The organism is Acinetobacter sp. YH01024 (assembly GCF_013420195.1).
GTDB classification, from domain to species: domain Bacteria; phylum Pseudomonadota; class Gammaproteobacteria; order Pseudomonadales; family Moraxellaceae; genus Acinetobacter; species Acinetobacter amyesii.
Map to the genome: position 1 here is coordinate 106,508 of NZ_VOYQ01000005.1, position 17,635 is coordinate 124,142.

Annotated in this window: 11 protein-coding genes, 4 tRNA genes and 1 pseudogene; 9 read left to right on the top strand and 7 right to left on the bottom strand. The window is 41.5% G+C overall.

Annotation, left to right across the window (positions count from 1 at the left end; translation table 11 throughout):
- The first annotated feature begins 185 nt into the window (after positions 1-185).
- On the top strand, positions 186-839 hold the full coding sequence (locus FTT88_RS04295) for a hypothetical protein (RefSeq protein WP_228145137.1): 654 nt from the start codon (positions 186-188) through the stop codon (positions 837-839).
- A 123-nt stretch (positions 840-962) separates the two neighbouring features.
- Here the strand turns inward: FTT88_RS04295 and FTT88_RS04300 are convergent.
- The 6 genes from FTT88_RS04300 to FTT88_RS04325 all read right to left on the bottom strand — a co-directional run bounded on the left by FTT88_RS04300 (position 963) and on the right by FTT88_RS04325 (position 7,194).
- A tRNA-Lys gene (locus tag FTT88_RS04300) sits at positions 963-1,038 on the bottom strand.
- 262 nt (positions 1,039-1,300) lie between these two features.
- Positions 1,301-1,376: transfer RNA gene (locus tag FTT88_RS04305), tRNA-Lys, on the bottom strand.
- Positions 1,377-1,425: 49 nt separating this feature from the next.
- Positions 1,426-1,501 (bottom strand) — tRNA-Lys (locus FTT88_RS04310).
- Positions 1,502-1,522: 21 nt separating this feature from the next.
- Positions 1,523-1,598: transfer RNA gene (locus FTT88_RS04315), tRNA-Lys, on the bottom strand.
- A gap of 140 nt (positions 1,599-1,738) precedes the next feature.
- Positions 1,739-3,580 (bottom strand): long-chain-acyl-CoA synthetase, encoded by a 1,842-nt coding sequence (locus FTT88_RS04320; RefSeq protein ID WP_180002931.1) that lies wholly within the window; start codon positions 3,578-3,580, stop codon positions 1,739-1,741.
- Positions 3,581-3,765: 185 nt separating this feature from the next.
- Entirely contained in the window at positions 3,766-7,194 is a 3,429-nt protein-coding gene (locus FTT88_RS04325) for an Rne/Rng family ribonuclease (protein ID WP_180002973.1), read from the bottom strand.
- Between the two features lie 394 nt (positions 7,195-7,588).
- Between FTT88_RS04325 and FTT88_RS17510 the strand changes: the two are divergent.
- The 8 genes and pseudogenes from FTT88_RS17510 to FTT88_RS04360 all read left to right on the top strand — a co-directional run bounded on the left by FTT88_RS17510 (position 7,589) and on the right by FTT88_RS04360 (position 16,146).
- A pseudogene (locus FTT88_RS17510) lies at positions 7,589-7,897 on the top strand (hypothetical protein).
- 55 nt (positions 7,898-7,952) lie between these two features.
- The gene (locus FTT88_RS04330) at positions 7,953-8,924 is read left to right on the top strand and encodes an RluA family pseudouridine synthase (RefSeq protein ID WP_078189751.1); all 972 of its coding nucleotides are present in this window, start codon (positions 7,953-7,955) and stop codon (positions 8,922-8,924) included.
- Between the two features lie 150 nt (positions 8,925-9,074).
- A complete protein-coding gene (locus tag FTT88_RS04335; protein WP_111884106.1) occupies positions 9,075-9,743 on the top strand; it encodes an HAD-IA family hydrolase in 669 nt (222 codons plus the stop codon).
- A gap of 689 nt (positions 9,744-10,432) precedes the next feature.
- Positions 10,433-11,230 (top strand): 2-keto-4-pentenoate hydratase, encoded by a 798-nt coding sequence (gene mhpD, locus FTT88_RS04340; protein WP_078189749.1) that lies wholly within the window; start codon positions 10,433-10,435, stop codon positions 11,228-11,230.
- 36 nt (positions 11,231-11,266) lie between these two features.
- Positions 11,267-12,163 carry an acetaldehyde dehydrogenase (acetylating) gene (locus tag FTT88_RS04345; RefSeq protein ID WP_078192779.1) on the top strand — a complete coding sequence of 299 codons (897 nt, stop codon included), beginning with the start codon at positions 11,267-11,269 and terminating at the stop codon, positions 12,161-12,163.
- A gap of 11 nt (positions 12,164-12,174) precedes the next feature.
- Complete coding sequence (gene dmpG, locus FTT88_RS04350; RefSeq protein WP_180002932.1) at positions 12,175-13,194, top strand: 4-hydroxy-2-oxovalerate aldolase; 1,020 nt, start codon at positions 12,175-12,177, stop codon at positions 13,192-13,194.
- Positions 13,195-13,741: 547 nt separating this feature from the next.
- The gene (locus FTT88_RS04355; protein WP_180002933.1) at positions 13,742-14,995 is read left to right on the top strand and encodes an OprD family outer membrane porin; all 1,254 of its coding nucleotides are present in this window, start codon (positions 13,742-13,744) and stop codon (positions 14,993-14,995) included.
- A 293-nt stretch (positions 14,996-15,288) separates the two neighbouring features.
- Positions 15,289-16,146: an alpha/beta fold hydrolase gene (locus FTT88_RS04360; protein WP_180002935.1), complete on the top strand. Its 858-nt coding sequence runs from the start codon at positions 15,289-15,291 to the stop codon at positions 16,144-16,146.
- 406 nt (positions 16,147-16,552) lie between these two features.
- Here the strand turns inward: FTT88_RS04360 and hcaR are convergent, their stop codons facing one another.
- Positions 16,553-17,458: a DNA-binding transcriptional regulator HcaR gene (hcaR, locus tag FTT88_RS04365; RefSeq protein WP_180002937.1), complete on the bottom strand. Its 906-nt coding sequence runs from the start codon at positions 17,456-17,458 to the stop codon at positions 16,553-16,555.
- Positions 17,459-17,635: the final 177 nt, after the last annotated feature.

Genomic DNA, 17,635 nt, shown 5'->3' on the forward strand with positions numbered 1-17,635 from the left:
TTTGAAGAATTGGTTTGATTAGTTTGCCTTTAAAATAGCTTGAGTACTAATTAAATATCAACGATAACAATGAGATATGATTAACATATATTGCAAATATATGTATACAGCGTTGATTATTTGATTACAATATTAAGTCAGCAAGAACTGAAAAAACCAATGAATGATTGGTCTTGGCACATTATATGAAAACATCGGCTTCACCTTTTTTGATGAAATTTGCATATCTTTCAGTGTTTGCAGGAGTGTTCAGCCTCTCTTTTATTGGTTGTAGTCCAACGCCTCAACCCGCAGCGGATAAGGGTGAAAGTTCAGCATCAACTGTCGCATCGGAAGTTCAAGCGAAGCAAGATCATGGAAAAAAATTAACCCAAGTGGCAGGGCAGGCGACATTACCGAATGACGATGAAATAAAGTCAGCTCCTGTTCCTGAGCATGCCAAAATTTTTATTGGACGTTTTCATGCCAAAGTAAAATGCGATGACAGTTTTATTCCATGCCCAGAAGGCGATGCGGAGTTCATTCTTAACTTATTACCAGATGGCACGGTACACCGCAGTATTATTCAAATTGGTAAAGTGTTTGCTGAAAAAACCAATACGCCAGGCATTAATGTGAAATACCGTAAGGATACGTGGAGTGTCAATGAAGCACATACCGAGCTGGTGGTTCATCGAAAAGAAGGCGTGAATTTTTATTATCACGTGATTAATGAAAATAAAATCATTATGGATTTGGACAAAATTCGTCAAGGTGAAGTCGACCGAAATCAGGAATTATTTTCCAAGGGTTATCCTCAGCCTCAACATGCCTATACCTTGGTGAAAGACCCGAATTAAATGCTGCGAATGAAGTAAATAAAATTATAAATTGCGTTTGAGCGTTGGCGTGAAATTCGCAGACATTGGCTAATCGAATGCAACTAGCTTATAAAAAATTGAATTATTAATACGACATAGAATTGGTGGGTTGTGTGGGGTTCGAACCCACGACCAATAGATTAAGAGTCTACTGCTCTACCAACTGAGCTAACAACCCTGAGAAAATTTTAAAATAACATTTTAAAATTTTAGCAAGATAAACGAAGCGCGTAGTTTTGAGTACTAGGGAATATTTGTTATCTAAAATTTTTCAGGTCAAATACTTCATCTAGCAAGACAAGAATGATACTTCGCAACATCGCTATAGCAAAATTTCGAGAATGGCGAATCAAAACCAATAATGGTGATGGTTTGTCTTGGTCGGAACCTGCAGGTTTCTTTTTCTTCAACTGCCGGAAGAATGAAGCCCTAAGAAAGAATGGTGGGTCGTCCGCGACTCGAACGCGGGACCAATAGATTAAAAGTCTACTGCTCTACCAACTGAGCTAACGACCCTTAGGGGGTATGCACAAGATTGTAATCTAAAACTGGAATTTTAGAAAGATGGTGGGTCGTCCGCGACTCGAACGCGGGACCAATAGATTAAAAGTCTACTGCTCTACCAACTGAGCTAACGACCCATCTTGTGGTATCGAAGGAAATGGTGGGTCGTCCGCGACTCGAACGCGGGACCAATAGATTAAAAGTCTACTGCTCTACCAACTGAGCTAACGACCCATTTCGCTTGATGGTGCGTATTGTAGCAAGATCTGCTTCAAGCGCAAGTAAAAATTCATAAACTTGCTTTTGTTTGATTATAAATACAACAAAGTAGCTCATTTTAGCGGATATCTGTCGCTAAAATGAGCGCTATTTGCTTAAAAACGGTATTTATATGCCTGAATATTGGCATAAATTTCAGGAGTTAAATCACAGTAAGCAGTTGCATTTGGCAGCAATACCAATAAACGTTCATCAGTTTGCTTAGGATCAAAAGCTTGTTCTTTCAGCTTATTTTTTTGGTATTTAAACGTACCTGTGGTTTCGACTTTTTTCTGTACACGTAAAAATACCGGTACAGCATAAGCGGGTAAGCATTTTTTAAATTGTAGAACCATTTCACGACAATCTTGTTCGTTGAGTTCGGCACCGTCGGTGAGCGTGATGGCAGCCATACCTGCACGGCCATTTGTATCTGGAATTTCTACGCCATAAACCACAGCTTCAGCAATTTTATCGTACTCACTCACCATGTTTTCAACTTCAGTGGTTGAGACGTTTTCACCTTTCCAGCGGAAAGTATCGCCTAGACGGTCGACAAATTGTGCATGTCGGAAGCCAATGTCTCGAACCAAGTCACCAGTGTTGAAGTATGAATCACCATGCTTGAATACATCTTTCATAATGACGGATTTGTTTTTTTCCGTGTCGGTATAGCCATCGAAAGGTGAGCGACGGGTAATTTTACCGATGAGTAAGCCGACTTCGCCTTTTTTCACTTTAATGCAGCGACCTTTAGCATCATGTACAGCTTCATTTTTTTCTTTATCAAACTGAATAATCGCATAAGGCGTTGGTGAAAAACCAACGGTATTGTCGAAGTTAAACACATTACTAAAGCCAACGTTGCCTTCACTTGAAGCATAGAGTTCAAGGACTTCTTCGACCCCAAAGCGTTCTTTAAACTTATCCCAAATGTTTGGTCGCATGCCGTTACCAATCATTTTTTTCACACGATGGCCTTTTTCAAGGTCTGAATGTGGAGCATCCATCAAATAGCGGCAAAGCTCGCCCACATAGCCAATGGCTGATGCATCAAATTTTTGTACATCTTTCCAAAACGATGAGGTTGAAAACTTGCGACGCAGGGCAAGGGTGGCGCTACCTGCAATCACCCCACACCAACAAACTACAGTGCCTGTAGCGTGATAGAGCGGTAAAGTTACGTACATCACATCATCTTTATTCAGATTAAGGACGTGACCATATGTTCCATAAGCCAAAGTCCAACGGCTGTTGGTGAAAATCACCGCTTTAGGTAAGCCTGTTGTCCCAGAGGTGTAGATATAAAATAGGCCGTCTTTGCCTTTTACGCTTGCAGTGGTTGGCGTGTTGAATTTTGGAAATTCATCAATCGCTACTGCAAGGTTTAAAAAGCCTTTAGGTGCTTTACCGGCATCTACACGGGTGGCCTGATCTGCGAACCAATGTAAACGATCTGCAGCCACACTGAGATCATTACGAATCTCTTCTACGGCTTGACGGCATTCTTCGCCCACAATTACCGCAATTGGGTTTACTAAGTTGATACTGTGTGTCAGGACTTTGCCGACTTGTGAGGTGTTGACCAAGGCACTGGTGACGCCAATTTTGGCTAAAGCCACGATAGTTGCCACGAGTTCAGATCGGTTTTCGATCATCACCGCAATCACATCACCTTTTTTTGCGCCGAGTGCTAGGTAATAGTGACCAATTTGATTGGCCCATTCATTGAGTTCGTTATAGGTGTATTTTTGCTCTTCAAAATATAGCGCATAGCCTTTGGGATTACGCTTTACGGCTTTTTCAAATGCAATCCCTAAGCCTGCGGAAGTATTTGGGGTACGTAAATAGGCTTGCTTTAGACCACTCAACAGGTTGGGTACTTTGCTAATGAACGCGGGAATTTTTGCTGCAACATCAGCAATCCCAATAAGGTCGTGTTGTGTAGTTTGGCTCATGTGAATCCTATTTATTTTTCGTAATCCGATACGGTCTATTTCTTTGCAATGAAATTTGCAGCAAATTCTACAATTGTCTTTTAATCGTTTCGATCTAGTGCAATCAACCTAATTTGACAAAAGTATCAAAAAAAAACCAGTCACCGAAATGACTGGATTTTTTTATTCACCTGCAAAATAGCAAATTACTGCTCAGTTGCGGTGTTTGCTTTTTTCGGTGGACGACCGCGAGGACGACGAGGGCGTGCAGGTTTTTCACCTTCAGCGGCCGAGTTTTCGTCTACAGGAACCTCAACTTTCTTTTCCGCTTCAACGGCTTGAGCTTTTTCTTCTACTGGTTGAGTAGGAGCTTCAGACACTTCTTCCGTCTTTTCAGGCTGCGCACTCACATCCAGTTCAGCTTGAACGGGTGTCGGTACTTCAGCTTGAGCGGGCACAGGTGCTTCAGTTTGAACTGCAACGTCGGATACATTGGCTTCAACTGTAGCAGCTTTAGCTTCTGCAACTACAGGCGCCTCAATAGCAGTGTCTGCGACAGGCGTAGCTTCCATCTCAGCATGTGCTTTTGCTTGGTCTTGTTTCGCTTGTTCAGCGGCAAGTTTAGCAAGGCGACGACGCTCACGTGGGTCATTAGCAACACGCTTATCTGACACAGGCTTTGGTGGTGTTAAATCCAACATTGGCGCTGGTTCAGCTTCAGGTGCAGCTTTTGTAACTTGAACATCACGAGTGACAGGCTTTTTCTCTACAGCTGCTTCAGCTGCAGGTGCAGACAAAGTCGCGGCATATTCTTCCGTGAATTTTTGCAATGCACGGTTGAATGTTGGAATTAAGCCAAATTGCTCAATCAGTACTGAGCAGTCTTCACCGTATACATGCTTAATCAAGCTGCTTACAGTGTATTGACCCAGTGTCGGCACTTGAGATGGCGAAATTTTCGGAGCCTGTGCTTGTTGAGCGCGAGCTGCACGTTGTTCGCGGCGGCGTTGACGTGGGTCATTGCTTGCACGAGACGGTTTTTGCTGCGCATGCTGTGGTTTATATCCTACTTCTTTTGTTTCAGTCGCAAGTTTTTCCACTTTTTCTGCTTCAACGACAGCGGCTTTTTGGACTACTGGGGTTTCTACAGGTTTTTCAACTGCTGGGGCAGTATTTAGTGCTACGATTTCGCTTTGAGCTTGATCAACATTCACCACAAGTGCTGTTGGCATCACGTCTTGACGTGGTGCATCAACAACTTCAACTTTAGGTTGACGTTGATTGCGGTTTTCAGGTTGTTGCTCAGCTGCAACTTCCTGAGCAATCGCTTGCTCGTTCAATACGCTTTGATCGCGGTGGCGATTTGGGCGATTTGGACGTTGTTGGTTGTTGCGGTCGCGACGCGGAACAGACTGCGGTTGTTCATTGTTTTGAACATCTTGCTGCACTTGTTCGTTGTTGTGTTGACGGCGTGAGTTACGACGGTTTTCACGTTGGTCTTGACGGTTGTCTTGGCGCGGTTCTTGACGTTCAGAACGTTGCTCTTGGCGTTCGTTTTGACGTGCTTCGTTATTACGCTGTTCTTGACGGTCTTGACGTGAAGGTTGTAACACTTCTTCATGAACTTGATGCGGTTGAGCTTCTTGTTCACGTGGTTCTTTATGCTTAGTACGCTTTTTATTGTGACGTTTTTCTTCACGTTCAGCTTTTTCTGAATGGCTGTCACGTTCTTGTTTATGCACAACAGTAGAAGGTGCAAGGTAAGCATTATTATCTGCGACAACAGCAGGCGCTGCCGATGCAGGGGTAATTTGACCAAACTGGCCACGGCTTGCAGCACCGCCATTCACCATTTGTTCAATTGCAGCAGCGGCATTGTTTGCAGTACGCGACTGGTCAACGGTTGCAGCTTGTTTTTGAACAAATAAGTTTTCTAACCATGCACATGGACTAGATGATGCTGCAGGAGCGGCAACTTGTGCAGGTGCTTGTTGGGCAGCAACAGGTTGTTGCTTATTCTTTTTGTGGCCTTTTTCTTGTTGTTGTACAGGTGCTTGTTGCTGAGCAGCAGCGGCCTGTTCTTCACCTAAGTGCCACTCAGATGCTTCGTAACCCAATTCTTTTTCGCTAGAACGTGTTGCTTCAGTGCGTTCATAACTTGTCGGTGCAAAACCTTCAGGGTTATACGAAATTTCGTAATGTGGTGTTTCTAGGTGAGGGTGTGGAAGTACAGTCACACGAACATTTGAAGTTTGCTCAAGATATACAAGGCTGTGACGCTTTTCATTCAATAAGAATGCAGCAATTTCAACAGGCACTTCAACTTGAACTTCACCATGACGTTCGCGTAGCGCAATCTCTTCCACTTTACGCATAATCGAAAGTGATAAAGAGCGTAGGTCACGTACCATACCTGTACCATGACAGCGTGGGCATACATAACCAGTGGCTTCTTCAAGCGATGGACGTAAGCGTTGACGGCTCATTTCCATCAAACCAAAGCGTGACAATTGACCGAATTGGATACGCGCACGGTCACTTTGTGTTGCTTCACGAAGTTTAGCTTCAACCATACGTTGGTTACGGTCTTTGGTCATGTCGATGAAGTCGATCACAACCAAACCACCGATATCACGTAAACGTAATTGGCGAGCAATTTCTTCTGCTGCTTCAAGATTGGTATTTAGCGCTGTATCTTCTACGTCGCTACCACGTGTTGATTTTGCAGAGTTAATATCAATTGAAACCAATGCTTCAGTTTGGTCAATCACAATTGAACCACCAGAAGGAAGTTTTACTTCACGCTCATAGGCCGTTTGGATTTGACTTTCGATACCAAAATGAGCAAATAACGGTTCATTTAAAGTATAAGTTTTTAATTTGTCGATTTGACGTGGCATCACAGCTTTAACAAAGTTATATGCTTCGTTATACGCTTGCTCAGAGTCAATCAGAATTTCAGCAACATCATCACGTAAATAGTCACGAATCGCACGTGTAACCACACCGGCTTCTTGGTGAACCAACATTGGTGATGGACCTGAACTTGATGTGCTTTGGATTTGTGCCCAAAGGTCAAGCAAGTGTTGCAGGTCAAGTTGCAGTTCTTCTTGAGAACGACCAATACCTGCAGTACGTACAATTACGCTCATGCCACGAGGGACATTTAAAGACGCCAACATTTCTTTCAATTCTTCACGAACTGAACCTGAAATTTGACGGCTAATACCGCCACCTTTCGGGTTGTTTGGCATCAATACCAAATAACGACCAGCAAGTGAGATAAATGTAGAAAGGGCAGCACCTTTATTACCACGTTCTTCTTTTTCCACTTGAACCAAAAGTTCAGTGCCTTCAGTGATCAATTCGCGGATGTTTGAAGTTTGGCGAGGATCTGCTTTGTAATAAGAATTGGCAATTTCGCGCATCGACAAGAAGCCTTGACGACCTGCACCGTATTCAACAAATACAGCTTCTAATGAAGGTTCTACGCGGGTCACATGACCTTTATAGATATTCGATTTTTTTTGTTCACGGGTACGATTCTCTAAGTCAAAATCGTAAAGACGCTGACCAGTGACAAGTGCAACGCGAATTTCTTCGGCATGTGTTGCATTAATCAACATACGTTTCATGGGTGTAACACCTAATAGTGATACACAGAAGAACATCGCCTGACTCGTAGCGAGCATCAGATAGCATGGATCAAGTTGCACAGATCGAAAAACATCATCTGTGCATGTGTACCGACCTTCTTTGGGTGGGCAACGGTTTTTGATTCACGTATTGATGATGGCAATACGGCTTCAATCTTTTAAACGATTAAAGTCACCTGAACGCGTTTCACTGGCGGACAAACGGTGCATTGGATGTGAGTAACTTTCACTGTCACATTGCTCGAAGAGCATCCATTCATATCTGATAGAGCGTCTTGATACGGAATTATCATCGTACCTTTACAAACTGTGCAGATCCAATGCATCAAACGTTGTGGCCTGAACACGATTTCCAGGGAGCGACTGGTCTGATGTGTATCAGTTTACGTTTAAAAACCAACCTTGGTTGGCACATATTTTTTTGGGGCAAACTGTTTTATGTACCTACGGCACAATTAAACGCAACAGTTTGCAGTTTTGCCGATATAATAAGCCTTCGGCGTCGGCATAATTCTTTTGGGACCTTTCCGAGCTAAATGAGTAATTGCTTGAAAGTTCAATGACAGTAAATACTGAAATGAATCAACTTTTACTCAGTTACGGTGGTTTCCGTGCGCTGACTATATCAAACCTTGCATCATCTGCCTATGGGCTAAGCTTATGTTTCTTGCGAAAAGTATAGCTTAAATGATCAGTTTTTAATCAATTTTAGTATTTTTTTAGGTCACAGTAACTGTATGAATTCTACGCAAGAATGGCAAAGCGTCACCTGGTTTGAAGTGGACGAGCATCAGGCGGGTCAACGTATTGATAATTTCCTGTTTAGTCGTCTGAAAGGTGTGCCTAAAAGTCGCATTTATCGTCTGATTCGTGAAAGCCAAGTTCGCGTCAATAAAAAACGCGTCAAAGCGGAAACCAAACTCAATATTGGTGACCAAGTTCGAGTTGCTCCAATTCGTTATGAGCAAAAAGATGAGTCTGCGGTTCCCGTATCGGACAAAGTGGCACAAAGTTTACTGAGCCGTGTGGTGTACGAAGATGAAGGCTTAATGGTGGTAAACAAACCTTCTGGTATTGCTGTTCACGGCGGTAGTGGTGTGGCGTATGGCTTGATCGAAGGTTTACGTGCCGCTACAGGGAAGAAATACCTAGAGCTGATTCACCGAATTGACCGCGACACTTCTGGTTTGGTGATGATTTCGAAAAAACGTAGCGTGTTAAAAAGCCTGCAAGACATGTTGCGTGAGCACAAAATCCAAAAAACCTACGCTGCTGTGGTGAAAGGCGTGGTGAGTTTGGATAAACAGCTGATTGATCAGCCTTTGCATCGTTATGAATTGGCGAATGGCGAGCGTCGTGTACGTGTATCACCTAAAGAAGGTAAAGAGTCGAAGACACTGTGGAACGTGAAAGAACGTTTTATGCATGCCACCTTGGTGTATGCGTCGCCACTTTCGGGCCGTACCCATCAGATCCGTGTACATGGTTTAAGTATTGGTCATCCATTGGTGGGCGATGAAAAATATGGTCATGAAACAGAATACCGTGGTCCAAAGCCACGTCGTTTATGTCTACATGCCATGCGTTTAGAAATTCCGGGTTACCAAACCATTGAAGCGCCATTGCCAGAAGATATGCAAAGCCTTGTGGCGCAGCTACGCGCGCAAAAAGCTGACAAAGTGGTGAAGTCTTCGGAAGATGACGAGTAAGTTTTAAATATTAGACTTCCCCCCTGAGCAGGACTGCTTCGCAAGTTTTCTTTCTCCCTCTCCTTTAAGGAGAGGGCCGGGGTGAGGTAAATAAATTGATGCACTCCAGAATCTGAATTACCAAACACTGAATCAAATCTAGGAAAACGTATGAACTCAGCTGTAAAACTAGTCATTTTCGATTGGGATGGCACTTTATTTGATTCTGTGGGTCAAATTGTAGCGAGTTTAAAATTTGCAGCAGATCAATATTCACAGCCGCTGACCGATGCTGATGCGAAAAGTATTATTGGTTTAGGTCTGCCGGAAGTCGCACAGCGGTTATTTCCGACGGTTCCTGAATTGCACAGCGACATTTTGCAAAGTTATGCCGATCACTATGTGGCCCATTCCAAAGGGGATATGTGGTTTGATGGTGTCGCGGATATGTTGCAGGAATTACGCGATGCCGGTCTACAATTGGCTGTTGCAACAGGAAAAAGTCGTAAAGGTCTAGACCGTGTCTTGGCTCAAACGCAAAGTCATGAGTTGTTTCGTGCGACACGTGCAGCCAGTGAAACCAAATCTAAGCCAGATCCGTTGATGTTGGCAGAAATTTTGGCGGAAACAGGACTACGTGCCGATCAAGCCATTATGGTTGGTGATACGTCGTATGATTTAGAAATGGCCCTCAATATTCAGATGCCACGTGTAGGCGTGAGCTATGGAGTGCATACTGTAGAAACACTCCAGTGTTTTCAACCCTTACATATTGCACATAGCGTAGGTGATTTGACTGAATTTCTACTAGAACACGTGAAATTACGTCTAGCTGTATAGTTTTAGATACAAACGAGTAAAAAGGGTGAAATTTGTTTTCACCTTTTTTGTTACCAAATGAATAGTAACGCAAGCTCTAGTTGTTGAAATGAGTAAATTCAATTATTTAAAAAAGTAATAACACTAGATTTTTCTACAATAACAAGCAGTCTTCTAGCAAATTTACCTTAAAAAGTTGAGCGCAACTATTTGGCCTTTTACCACAAGCTGGAATAGATTCTTTGTTTGAATTTTATGATTTATCTTGTTGTTATTTATTGAATTATTTTTATTTGAAGAAAGTGGCGTACTTAATTTATCATAATTGAACATTGTTATTCGGGTATTAGGCTGACGCTAAAATAATCTTTTAATCTTATCTTTTAGTCGTATAAGCCAAGTTTTTTAGTAGAGATTCAGATTTAAGGGCGAAAAAAATAGTGAATTTTATTTAATTATTTTGACTTAAGTTTTTGAATATTAATAATAAATAATGATTAATTTATAGCTAATAGCTATAGTCATAAATAAAATAAGTATTGGTATTCACTTTCTAAAATCTCGATGCTAAATGCATCTAAACATAACGTGTAGTATGTCAAGTGAAATGTTTTAGGCGAATCCTGACATGACTTTCATCACTTTGATTTTGATGGTGATCGGGATGAAACACGTTGTGCATCCAATTTTTGCAGTTTAAGGAAACATTGATGTCGAATTCTGCTGTTGTTGAATCAGTTGCGCAAGCATTACGCGATGCGGAAGTAAATCAGGCTGCGATTGCACCAATCCGTCCACAACTTGGTGGTGAAAGTGCTGATGTAGATATTGCTTATGCCGTTCAAGAAGTGAATACCAAACGTGCGGTGGCAGAAGGTCGTCGCCTTGTAGGTCGTAAAATTGGCTTAACTTCAAAAGTTGTACAAGCGCAGTTAGGCGTTGATCAACCTGACTTCGGTATGTTGTTTGCTGACATGGCGTATGGCGATGGTGAAGAAATCCCTGCTGGTTTATTGATTCAGCCAAAAGTTGAAGCAGAAATTGCTTTGGTGATTAACCAAGATTTGACCAAAGAAAAACACACCTATGCAGACATTATTAGTGCAACAGAATATGCACTGCCTGCAATTGAAGTGGTCGATAGCCGTATCGAAAACTGGAAAATCTCGTTGATTGATACTGTGGCAGATAACGCATCTTCAGCAGGTTTTGTGCTGGGTTCTAAGCCTGTAAAACTTGCAGATCTTGACCTTGTAAATTGCAAAATGGTCATGACTCGTGGTGAAGAAGTGGTTTCACAAGGTGTGGGTAAAGCGTGTCTTTCTAACCCATTAAATGCAGCAGTGTGGTTGGCTGACGAAATGGTTCGTCGTGGTCGTCCATTGCTTGCAGGTGACATCGTATTGACCGGTGCCTTAGGCCCAATGGTTGTGGCAAATCCTGGTGATGAATTCAAAGTTGAAATTGAAGGCTTTGGTTCTGTGACTGCAGCATTTGCAGCGAAATAAGCTTGGGTTTTACGGAATTTTTAAGAGTACACATTCATGAAAAAGATTAAATGTGCATTGATCGGTCCAGGGAACATTGGTACTGACTTGCTTTACAAACTTCAACGCAGCGAATTTTTAGAACCAGTATGGATGGTCGGTATTGACCCAACGTCTGAAGGTTTGGCTCGCGCTGCTAAAATGGGTTTAAAAACCACTGCTGAAGGCGTAGATGGTTTACTTGCACACGTAATTGAAGACGACATTAAAATCGCATTTGATGCAACTTCTGCCTATGTTCATGCTGAAAACAGCCGCAAATTAAATGAACTTGGCGTGTTAATGATTGACTTAACACCTGCTGCAATCGGTCCATTCTGCGTACCACCAGTAAACTTAGAAGCGTTATTGGACGCAGGTGAAGTTCCGAACGTCAACATGGTGACATGTGGTGGCCAGGCAACGATTCCTATGGTTGCTGCGATTTCACGAGTTCAGCCTGTTGAATACGGCGAAATCATTGCAACAGTTTCAACAAAATCTGTGGGTCCAGGTACACGTAAAAACATTGATGAATTTACTCGTACGACTGCTGGCGCTATTGAAAAAGTGGGCGGTGCGAAACAAGGTAAAGCGATCATCATCATTAACCCTGCTGAGCCACCACTGATGATGCGTGATACTGTTCACTGTCTTGTTGAAGGTGAACCAGATCAAGCAGCAATCACTGAATCTGTACATGCGATGATTCTTGAAGTTCAAAAATATGTACCAGGTTACAAACTGGTCAATGGTCCTGTATTTGACGGTAACCGTGTTTCAATCTTCTTAGAAGTTGAAGGTTTAGGTGATTATCTTCCTAAATATGCAGGTAACCTCGACATTATGACTGCGGCAGCTGCACGTACTGCAGAAATGTTTGCAGAACGCGTATTAAACACTGCTGAAGCTTAAGGAATACCAAAATGTCTAAGATTATTATTAATGATATGACTTTACGTGATGGTATGCATCCTATGCGCCATCAAACTACACCTGAACAAATGGTTGCCATTGCAACTGCTTTGGATGATGCAGGTGTACCTTTAATCGAAGTTACGCATGGTGACGGCTTAGGCGGTAACTCTGTGAACTATGGTTTTGCAGCAGCAACCGATGAAGAATACCTAAAAGCGGTGATTCCAAACCTGAAACAGGCGAAAGTATCTGCACTTTTACTTCCTGGTATTGGTACGGTTGACCATTTGAAAATGGCACATGATGTTGGTGTAGCAACTATTCGTGTTGCAACGCACTCAACTGAAGCTGACGTTTCTGAACAGCACATTACTGCTGCACGTAAACTTGGCATGGACACTGTGGGCTTCTTGATGATGGCGCACATGGCAACTCCTGAAAAACTTTTGGAAGAAGCCAGCAAAATGGTGTCATACGGTGCAAACTGTATTTATGTGACTGACTCTGCTGGTTATATGTTGCCTCAAGACGTGACTGACCGCGTGGGTATTTTACGTGCCAACCTGGCTTCAGAGATCGAAATCGGTTTCCACGGTCACCATAACTTAGGTATGGGTGTTGCGAACTCTGTTTCAGCGGTTCAAGCTGGTGCAACGCGTGTCGATTTAGCTTCTGCAGGTTTAGGTGCAGGTGCAGGTAATACTCCACTTGAATTGTTTGTTGCGGTTGCCAACCGTATGCAAATGGAGACAGGTGTGGACTTGTTTAAAGTACAAGACATTGCTGAAGACCTTGTTATTCCAATGATGCACAACCCGATCCGTGCTGACCGTGATGCAGCAACTTTAGGTTATGCCGGTGTTTACTCATCATTCTTGTTATTCGCGAAACGTGCTGAAGCGAAATATGGCGTTTCTGCGCGTGAAATTCTTCTTGAGCTTGGTCGTCGTGGTACTGTTGGTGGTCAAGAAGATATGATCGAAGATTTGGCATTGACCATGTCTAAAGCAAAAGAAGCCAATGCTTAATTTGCTTTAAATCAAAAAGCGCCCGAAATGGGCGCTTTTTTTATGTCTGAAGTGGCTGTGTTGGTTTGAGATGGGCTTGAGATTACGTTGAGATTGATTTGAGGCATGAAAAGTGGATTGAAATAAGAAATGTCTTACGAACCAATGGCTGATTTCGAGCAGCCATAGTAGTAAAATTTAACTTTAAGTTGTTGATGATTATATAAATTAAATATCATGTCATAGCTAAATTTTATAAATTAAATGAGGATAAATCTCATTAGAAAACTTTGATTAAACTTAAAAGCAATTAATACAGCGCATGTAATTGCAAATAATAAAAAACTTTAAATTTTATGTTAATAAAACATGGGGTTAATTTAATCAGTTGTTCTAAATGATAAAAAAGAGTTATTGTTTTAATCTCTAAGGAAAATAACCAGAAATAACTTCCAAAGTTCAAGTCGTACAAAAGCCTGATAAACCTTAATACTGTAGTCGGATTTTTTTCCAAGGTATTGTTGAGCATGATGATGTCATAGCTTAATTTGATCACTGGGAATAAGCCATGCGTCGTCAAAATTTATGGATAGCAATTCTTGCTGCGACAGCAACATTAGGAACATCTGCAACTTATGCGGACTTTGTTGACGACAGCCAAGTACAATTGAAATTTAAAAACTTCTACTTAGACCGTCAAATTAAAGAAAATCCGGCGGGTAACTGGGGTTCATGGTCACAGGGTGTGACTTTGGATGCCAAATCAGGGTATCAAGATATTGGTGCAGGTATTCAAGTGGGTGCTGACCTTTTGGTACAGCACGCATTTAAATTGAATGCTCGTGACAAAAATGCTGATTATATTTTGCCGCATGATGGTAAAAAATCTAAGGATGAATTCGGTAAGGTGGGTGCAACCCTAAAAGCGAAGGTATCTAAAACAGAACTTCGCGTAGGTGAATTATTGCCGATTTCACCAGTTTTGACCTATGATCCAACTCGTCAGTTAGTGACCACCTTCAGTGGTGCTTGGTTAGAGTCAAAAGATTTAAAAGATACCAAATTGACTTTGGCTTATGTGAACGGCATTAACAACCGTTATGACAACCAATTCCGTGATTTGACATTATTTACTTTAGGTCAACCAGGTGGTCATGCAGATCAAGGTCTTGAATCTGACGGCATGATTATCGCAGGTGTGGATCATCAATTTACCCCTGAACTTTCAGCAGGTTATTGGTTTGGTGATGTAAAAGATATTTATCAGCAGCATTATGTAGGTGCGGCATACAAAACCAAATTGGGTGAAAATGCTAAATTAGATAGCCATGTACGTTACTTCGATACAGCAGATTCAGGTAGCAGCTTATATGGTCATTTAGATAACCAAGCATTATCTGCTAGTGCAAAAGTGAATTATGGCGCGCACACTGTTGGGTTGAACTACCAGCAAATGATGGGGGATAGTGCATTCCCAACATTGGGTGGTTGGGTTCCAGGTGCTTATTTGTCGAACTGGGGTGTAGCAACCTTCACTCAAAAAGATGAAAAATCTGTAGGTGTAAATTACAACTATGATTTCTCAGGATTGGGTGTGAAAGGCTTGAATGCAACTGCGGTGTATTTCACTGGTTGGGATGCTGAGGTGAAAGGTGTGAAAAACCAAGACTCAGATGAGCTTAATTTGATTGTTAATTACACGGTACCTGAAGGTCAGTTAAAGGGTTTAGGTGTACAAGCCATGTATATCGATGCCGATTTCGATTACAAATCTGACTTGCAAGAGTACCGTGTCGCGACAACTTATACCTATAAGTTCTAATTTCTCAGGATAAAAAAGAGGGAAGTGGATTCATTGCTTCCCTTTTTATTCGCTGGTTTATTTAAAAAAGAAATACCTCAAAGATTTTATGGATATATTTTTGAGTTATGTATTTAAAAACAATAACTTAAATTATAGTCTATTTGTTGTTTATGATCGTAAATATGTATCAGTTAGCAGTGGCTGAACAGGTAATATGAGACTGTAAAAACCACAAAATCCAAAAGAGTCCCCCTTGTGTTTAAATCCGTTATGGATTGAAACATAAGCTCTACGCAATACGAGGAGCATGTATGAGCACTGTTCAGATTCCTGACTATACAACTGATTCATTCTTTGGTTTAGAAGATAAATGGATTGAAACTGCTGAAGGCGAATTAACGCATTACCACGAAGTGGGTGAAGGCACACCAATTCTATTTTTACACGGTTCAGGTACAGGTGTATCTGCTGCGGCAAACTGGTGGTTAAACCTTCCACAAATTGGTGAACAAGCTCGTTGTATCGCTATCGATACGATTGGCTATGGTCAAACTGTTGTTGCACCGAATACTGCTTATGGTATCCGTGCTTGGGTTGATCACGCTGTACGTACGTTAGATGCCCTAGGTATTGAAAAAACTTGGTTAGTGGGTAACTCACTCGGTGGCTGGTTAGCATTCCAAATGGCTTTGGACTATCCAGAACGTGTATTGGGTATCGTGTCTATGGGTACAGGCGGTGCTAAACAAACTGCAGCACTTAAAGCACATGCAAACCCTGTATTAACCGAAGAAGGCATCAAGAAAACCTTGTCTATGTTTGTTGTAAACAAAAACTTGATCACAGACGAATTGGTAAAAGTACGTTTCGCTTCTGCTGCAAATGACTATGCATCAAATCGTTTGATGGATGTTGTTGGCGCACGCGACCGTGACCGTTTCGAATTCCCACTCGACTTTGAAAAAATGAAAGACATTACTGTGCCAGTATTGTTGATTCACGGTGTACAAGACGTGGTGATTCCAGTATCTCGTACGTGGGATATTTTGAACACAGTTCCAAATGCGGATGCGCATATCTTTAGCCAATGTGGTCACTGGTCACAAGTTGAAAAAGCAGAAGAATTCAACACCGTGATTAAAGATTATTTAAAAGCGCGTGGTGTGTAATTTCTTGTCACTGACATGAAATTCAAAAAAAGGATGGTTTTGCCATCCTTTTTTTTATATAAATCTTTTGAAAGAAATACTTTAAATGAGTATTATTCTCATTAATTGGTCGACAGTGTACGGTCTAAATCAGTAAAAAGGCATAAAATAAGCTCATCTGAATGGTTGGGGAAGGGGAATTATTTATTAGACTTAAGTTGTAAATCGGCAATTTTTAGCAATTTTTATCAATGTCTAAACTAAAATTTATAAGTTATTTTCCATCAAGTCGATATGCATGATAGATAAAATGCGTCGATTAAAACATTTAAACGATTAAAAAAGCGACTTTTTAGCCATAAAAAAAGCACCATTATTCATTTTAAAAATAATGGTGCTATATCTATAAATTATGACTTGGCGAAAATTAACGCTGTTCGCGATTAATATCGAGATAAAAAACTTTGGTTAGCAGTTCAAGGAATTTATCTACAGCCACAGAACTCGCCGTTTTTCGGTAACTTACATACAAGTCTAGATACGGTAATTCGACATCTAAAGGACGAATCACCGTATTGTTCATGGTCAATGGCGCGATGTATCCCGGTAGGATCGTGCAGCCTAAGCCCATGCCGATGGAGTTAATGTTAAACAGGATATTGTCGGCTTTTTGCACGATATTAAATTGAATATCATGGGTCGAAGCAAAGTCCAAAATGGCTTCATGCAACGTGCCAGATTGTTCACGTGCAGGAATGATAAAATCAATCCCATTCAATGCTTTAACTGGAATGCGCTCGTACTTCGCTAAAGGGTGATCTTTGGGTAAAATAAAGATCAGCGGTTCACGCAGTACAAACTGACTTTCAATTTCGTCGCTGTGGAAGTTATTGCGGGTAAAAGTGATGTCCAGTTCACCTTTTTGCAGCAATTTCATCTGATCACGGTTATTTAAACTGAGTAATTCAATCTTGAGTTCTGGGTTCTGAACACGTAAATTTGGCAGCACATAAGGGAAGATTTTCATCTCTGCGACAGGGACAAAACCAATGCGCAGCATCTGCTGTTTGGCTTGTGAAACCTGACGTGCCATCGCCACGGCCTTGTCTGCTTGAGCTAGTGTCAAACGTGCTTGTTCTAGAAATACGGCACCTTCTTCTGTGAGCTCAACTTTACGTTTAGTCCGGTGCAACAGTTTTACGCCGACATCTTCTTCAAGATCTTTAATTTGTTGGCTTAAAGAAGGTTGAGCAGTATAAAGTTTTAACGCAGCTTTACTGAAATTGAGTTCTTCAGCGACAGTAATAAAGTAGCGTAAGTGTCGTAATTCCATATAATCAACCCGTGGAGTAATCCAAAAAATGTCTTACTTAGAAGTCCGTTCAGTATAATCTATAAACAACTATTGCGTGAGGATTATTTTACCATTCACGAAATAAATGGTGTTCTCGGCAATTTAAAAAAAATGCCATAAAAAAAATCTACCGTAATAATCCATAAAATCTCTTAA

What these genes read in the sequence shown, in the direction of transcription:
- FTT88_RS04295 (WP_228145137.1), top strand. Translation starts at nt 186, where the DNA reads ATGAAAACATCGGCTTCACCTTTTTTGATGAAATTTGCATATCTTTCA.
- FTT88_RS04320 (WP_180002931.1), bottom strand. Translation starts at nt 3,580, where the DNA reads ATGAGCCAAACTACACAACACGACCTTATTGGGATTGCTGATGTTGCA.
- FTT88_RS04325 (WP_180002973.1), bottom strand. Translation starts at nt 7,194, where the DNA reads ATGAAACGTATGTTGATTAATGCAACACATGCCGAAGAAATTCGCGTT.
- FTT88_RS04330 (WP_078189751.1), top strand. Translation starts at nt 7,953, where the DNA reads ATGAATTCTACGCAAGAATGGCAAAGCGTCACCTGGTTTGAAGTGGAC.
- FTT88_RS04335 (WP_111884106.1), top strand. Translation starts at nt 9,075, where the DNA reads ATGAACTCAGCTGTAAAACTAGTCATTTTCGATTGGGATGGCACTTTA.
- mhpD (WP_078189749.1), top strand. Translation starts at nt 10,433, where the DNA reads ATGTCGAATTCTGCTGTTGTTGAATCAGTTGCGCAAGCATTACGCGAT.
- FTT88_RS04345 (WP_078192779.1), top strand. Translation starts at nt 11,267, where the DNA reads ATGAAAAAGATTAAATGTGCATTGATCGGTCCAGGGAACATTGGTACT.
- dmpG (WP_180002932.1), top strand. Translation starts at nt 12,175, where the DNA reads ATGTCTAAGATTATTATTAATGATATGACTTTACGTGATGGTATGCAT.
- FTT88_RS04355 (WP_180002933.1), top strand. Translation starts at nt 13,742, where the DNA reads ATGCGTCGTCAAAATTTATGGATAGCAATTCTTGCTGCGACAGCAACA.
- FTT88_RS04360 (WP_180002935.1), top strand. Translation starts at nt 15,289, where the DNA reads ATGAGCACTGTTCAGATTCCTGACTATACAACTGATTCATTCTTTGGT.
- hcaR (WP_180002937.1), bottom strand. Translation starts at nt 17,458, where the DNA reads ATGGAATTACGACACTTACGCTACTTTATTACTGTCGCTGAAGAACTC.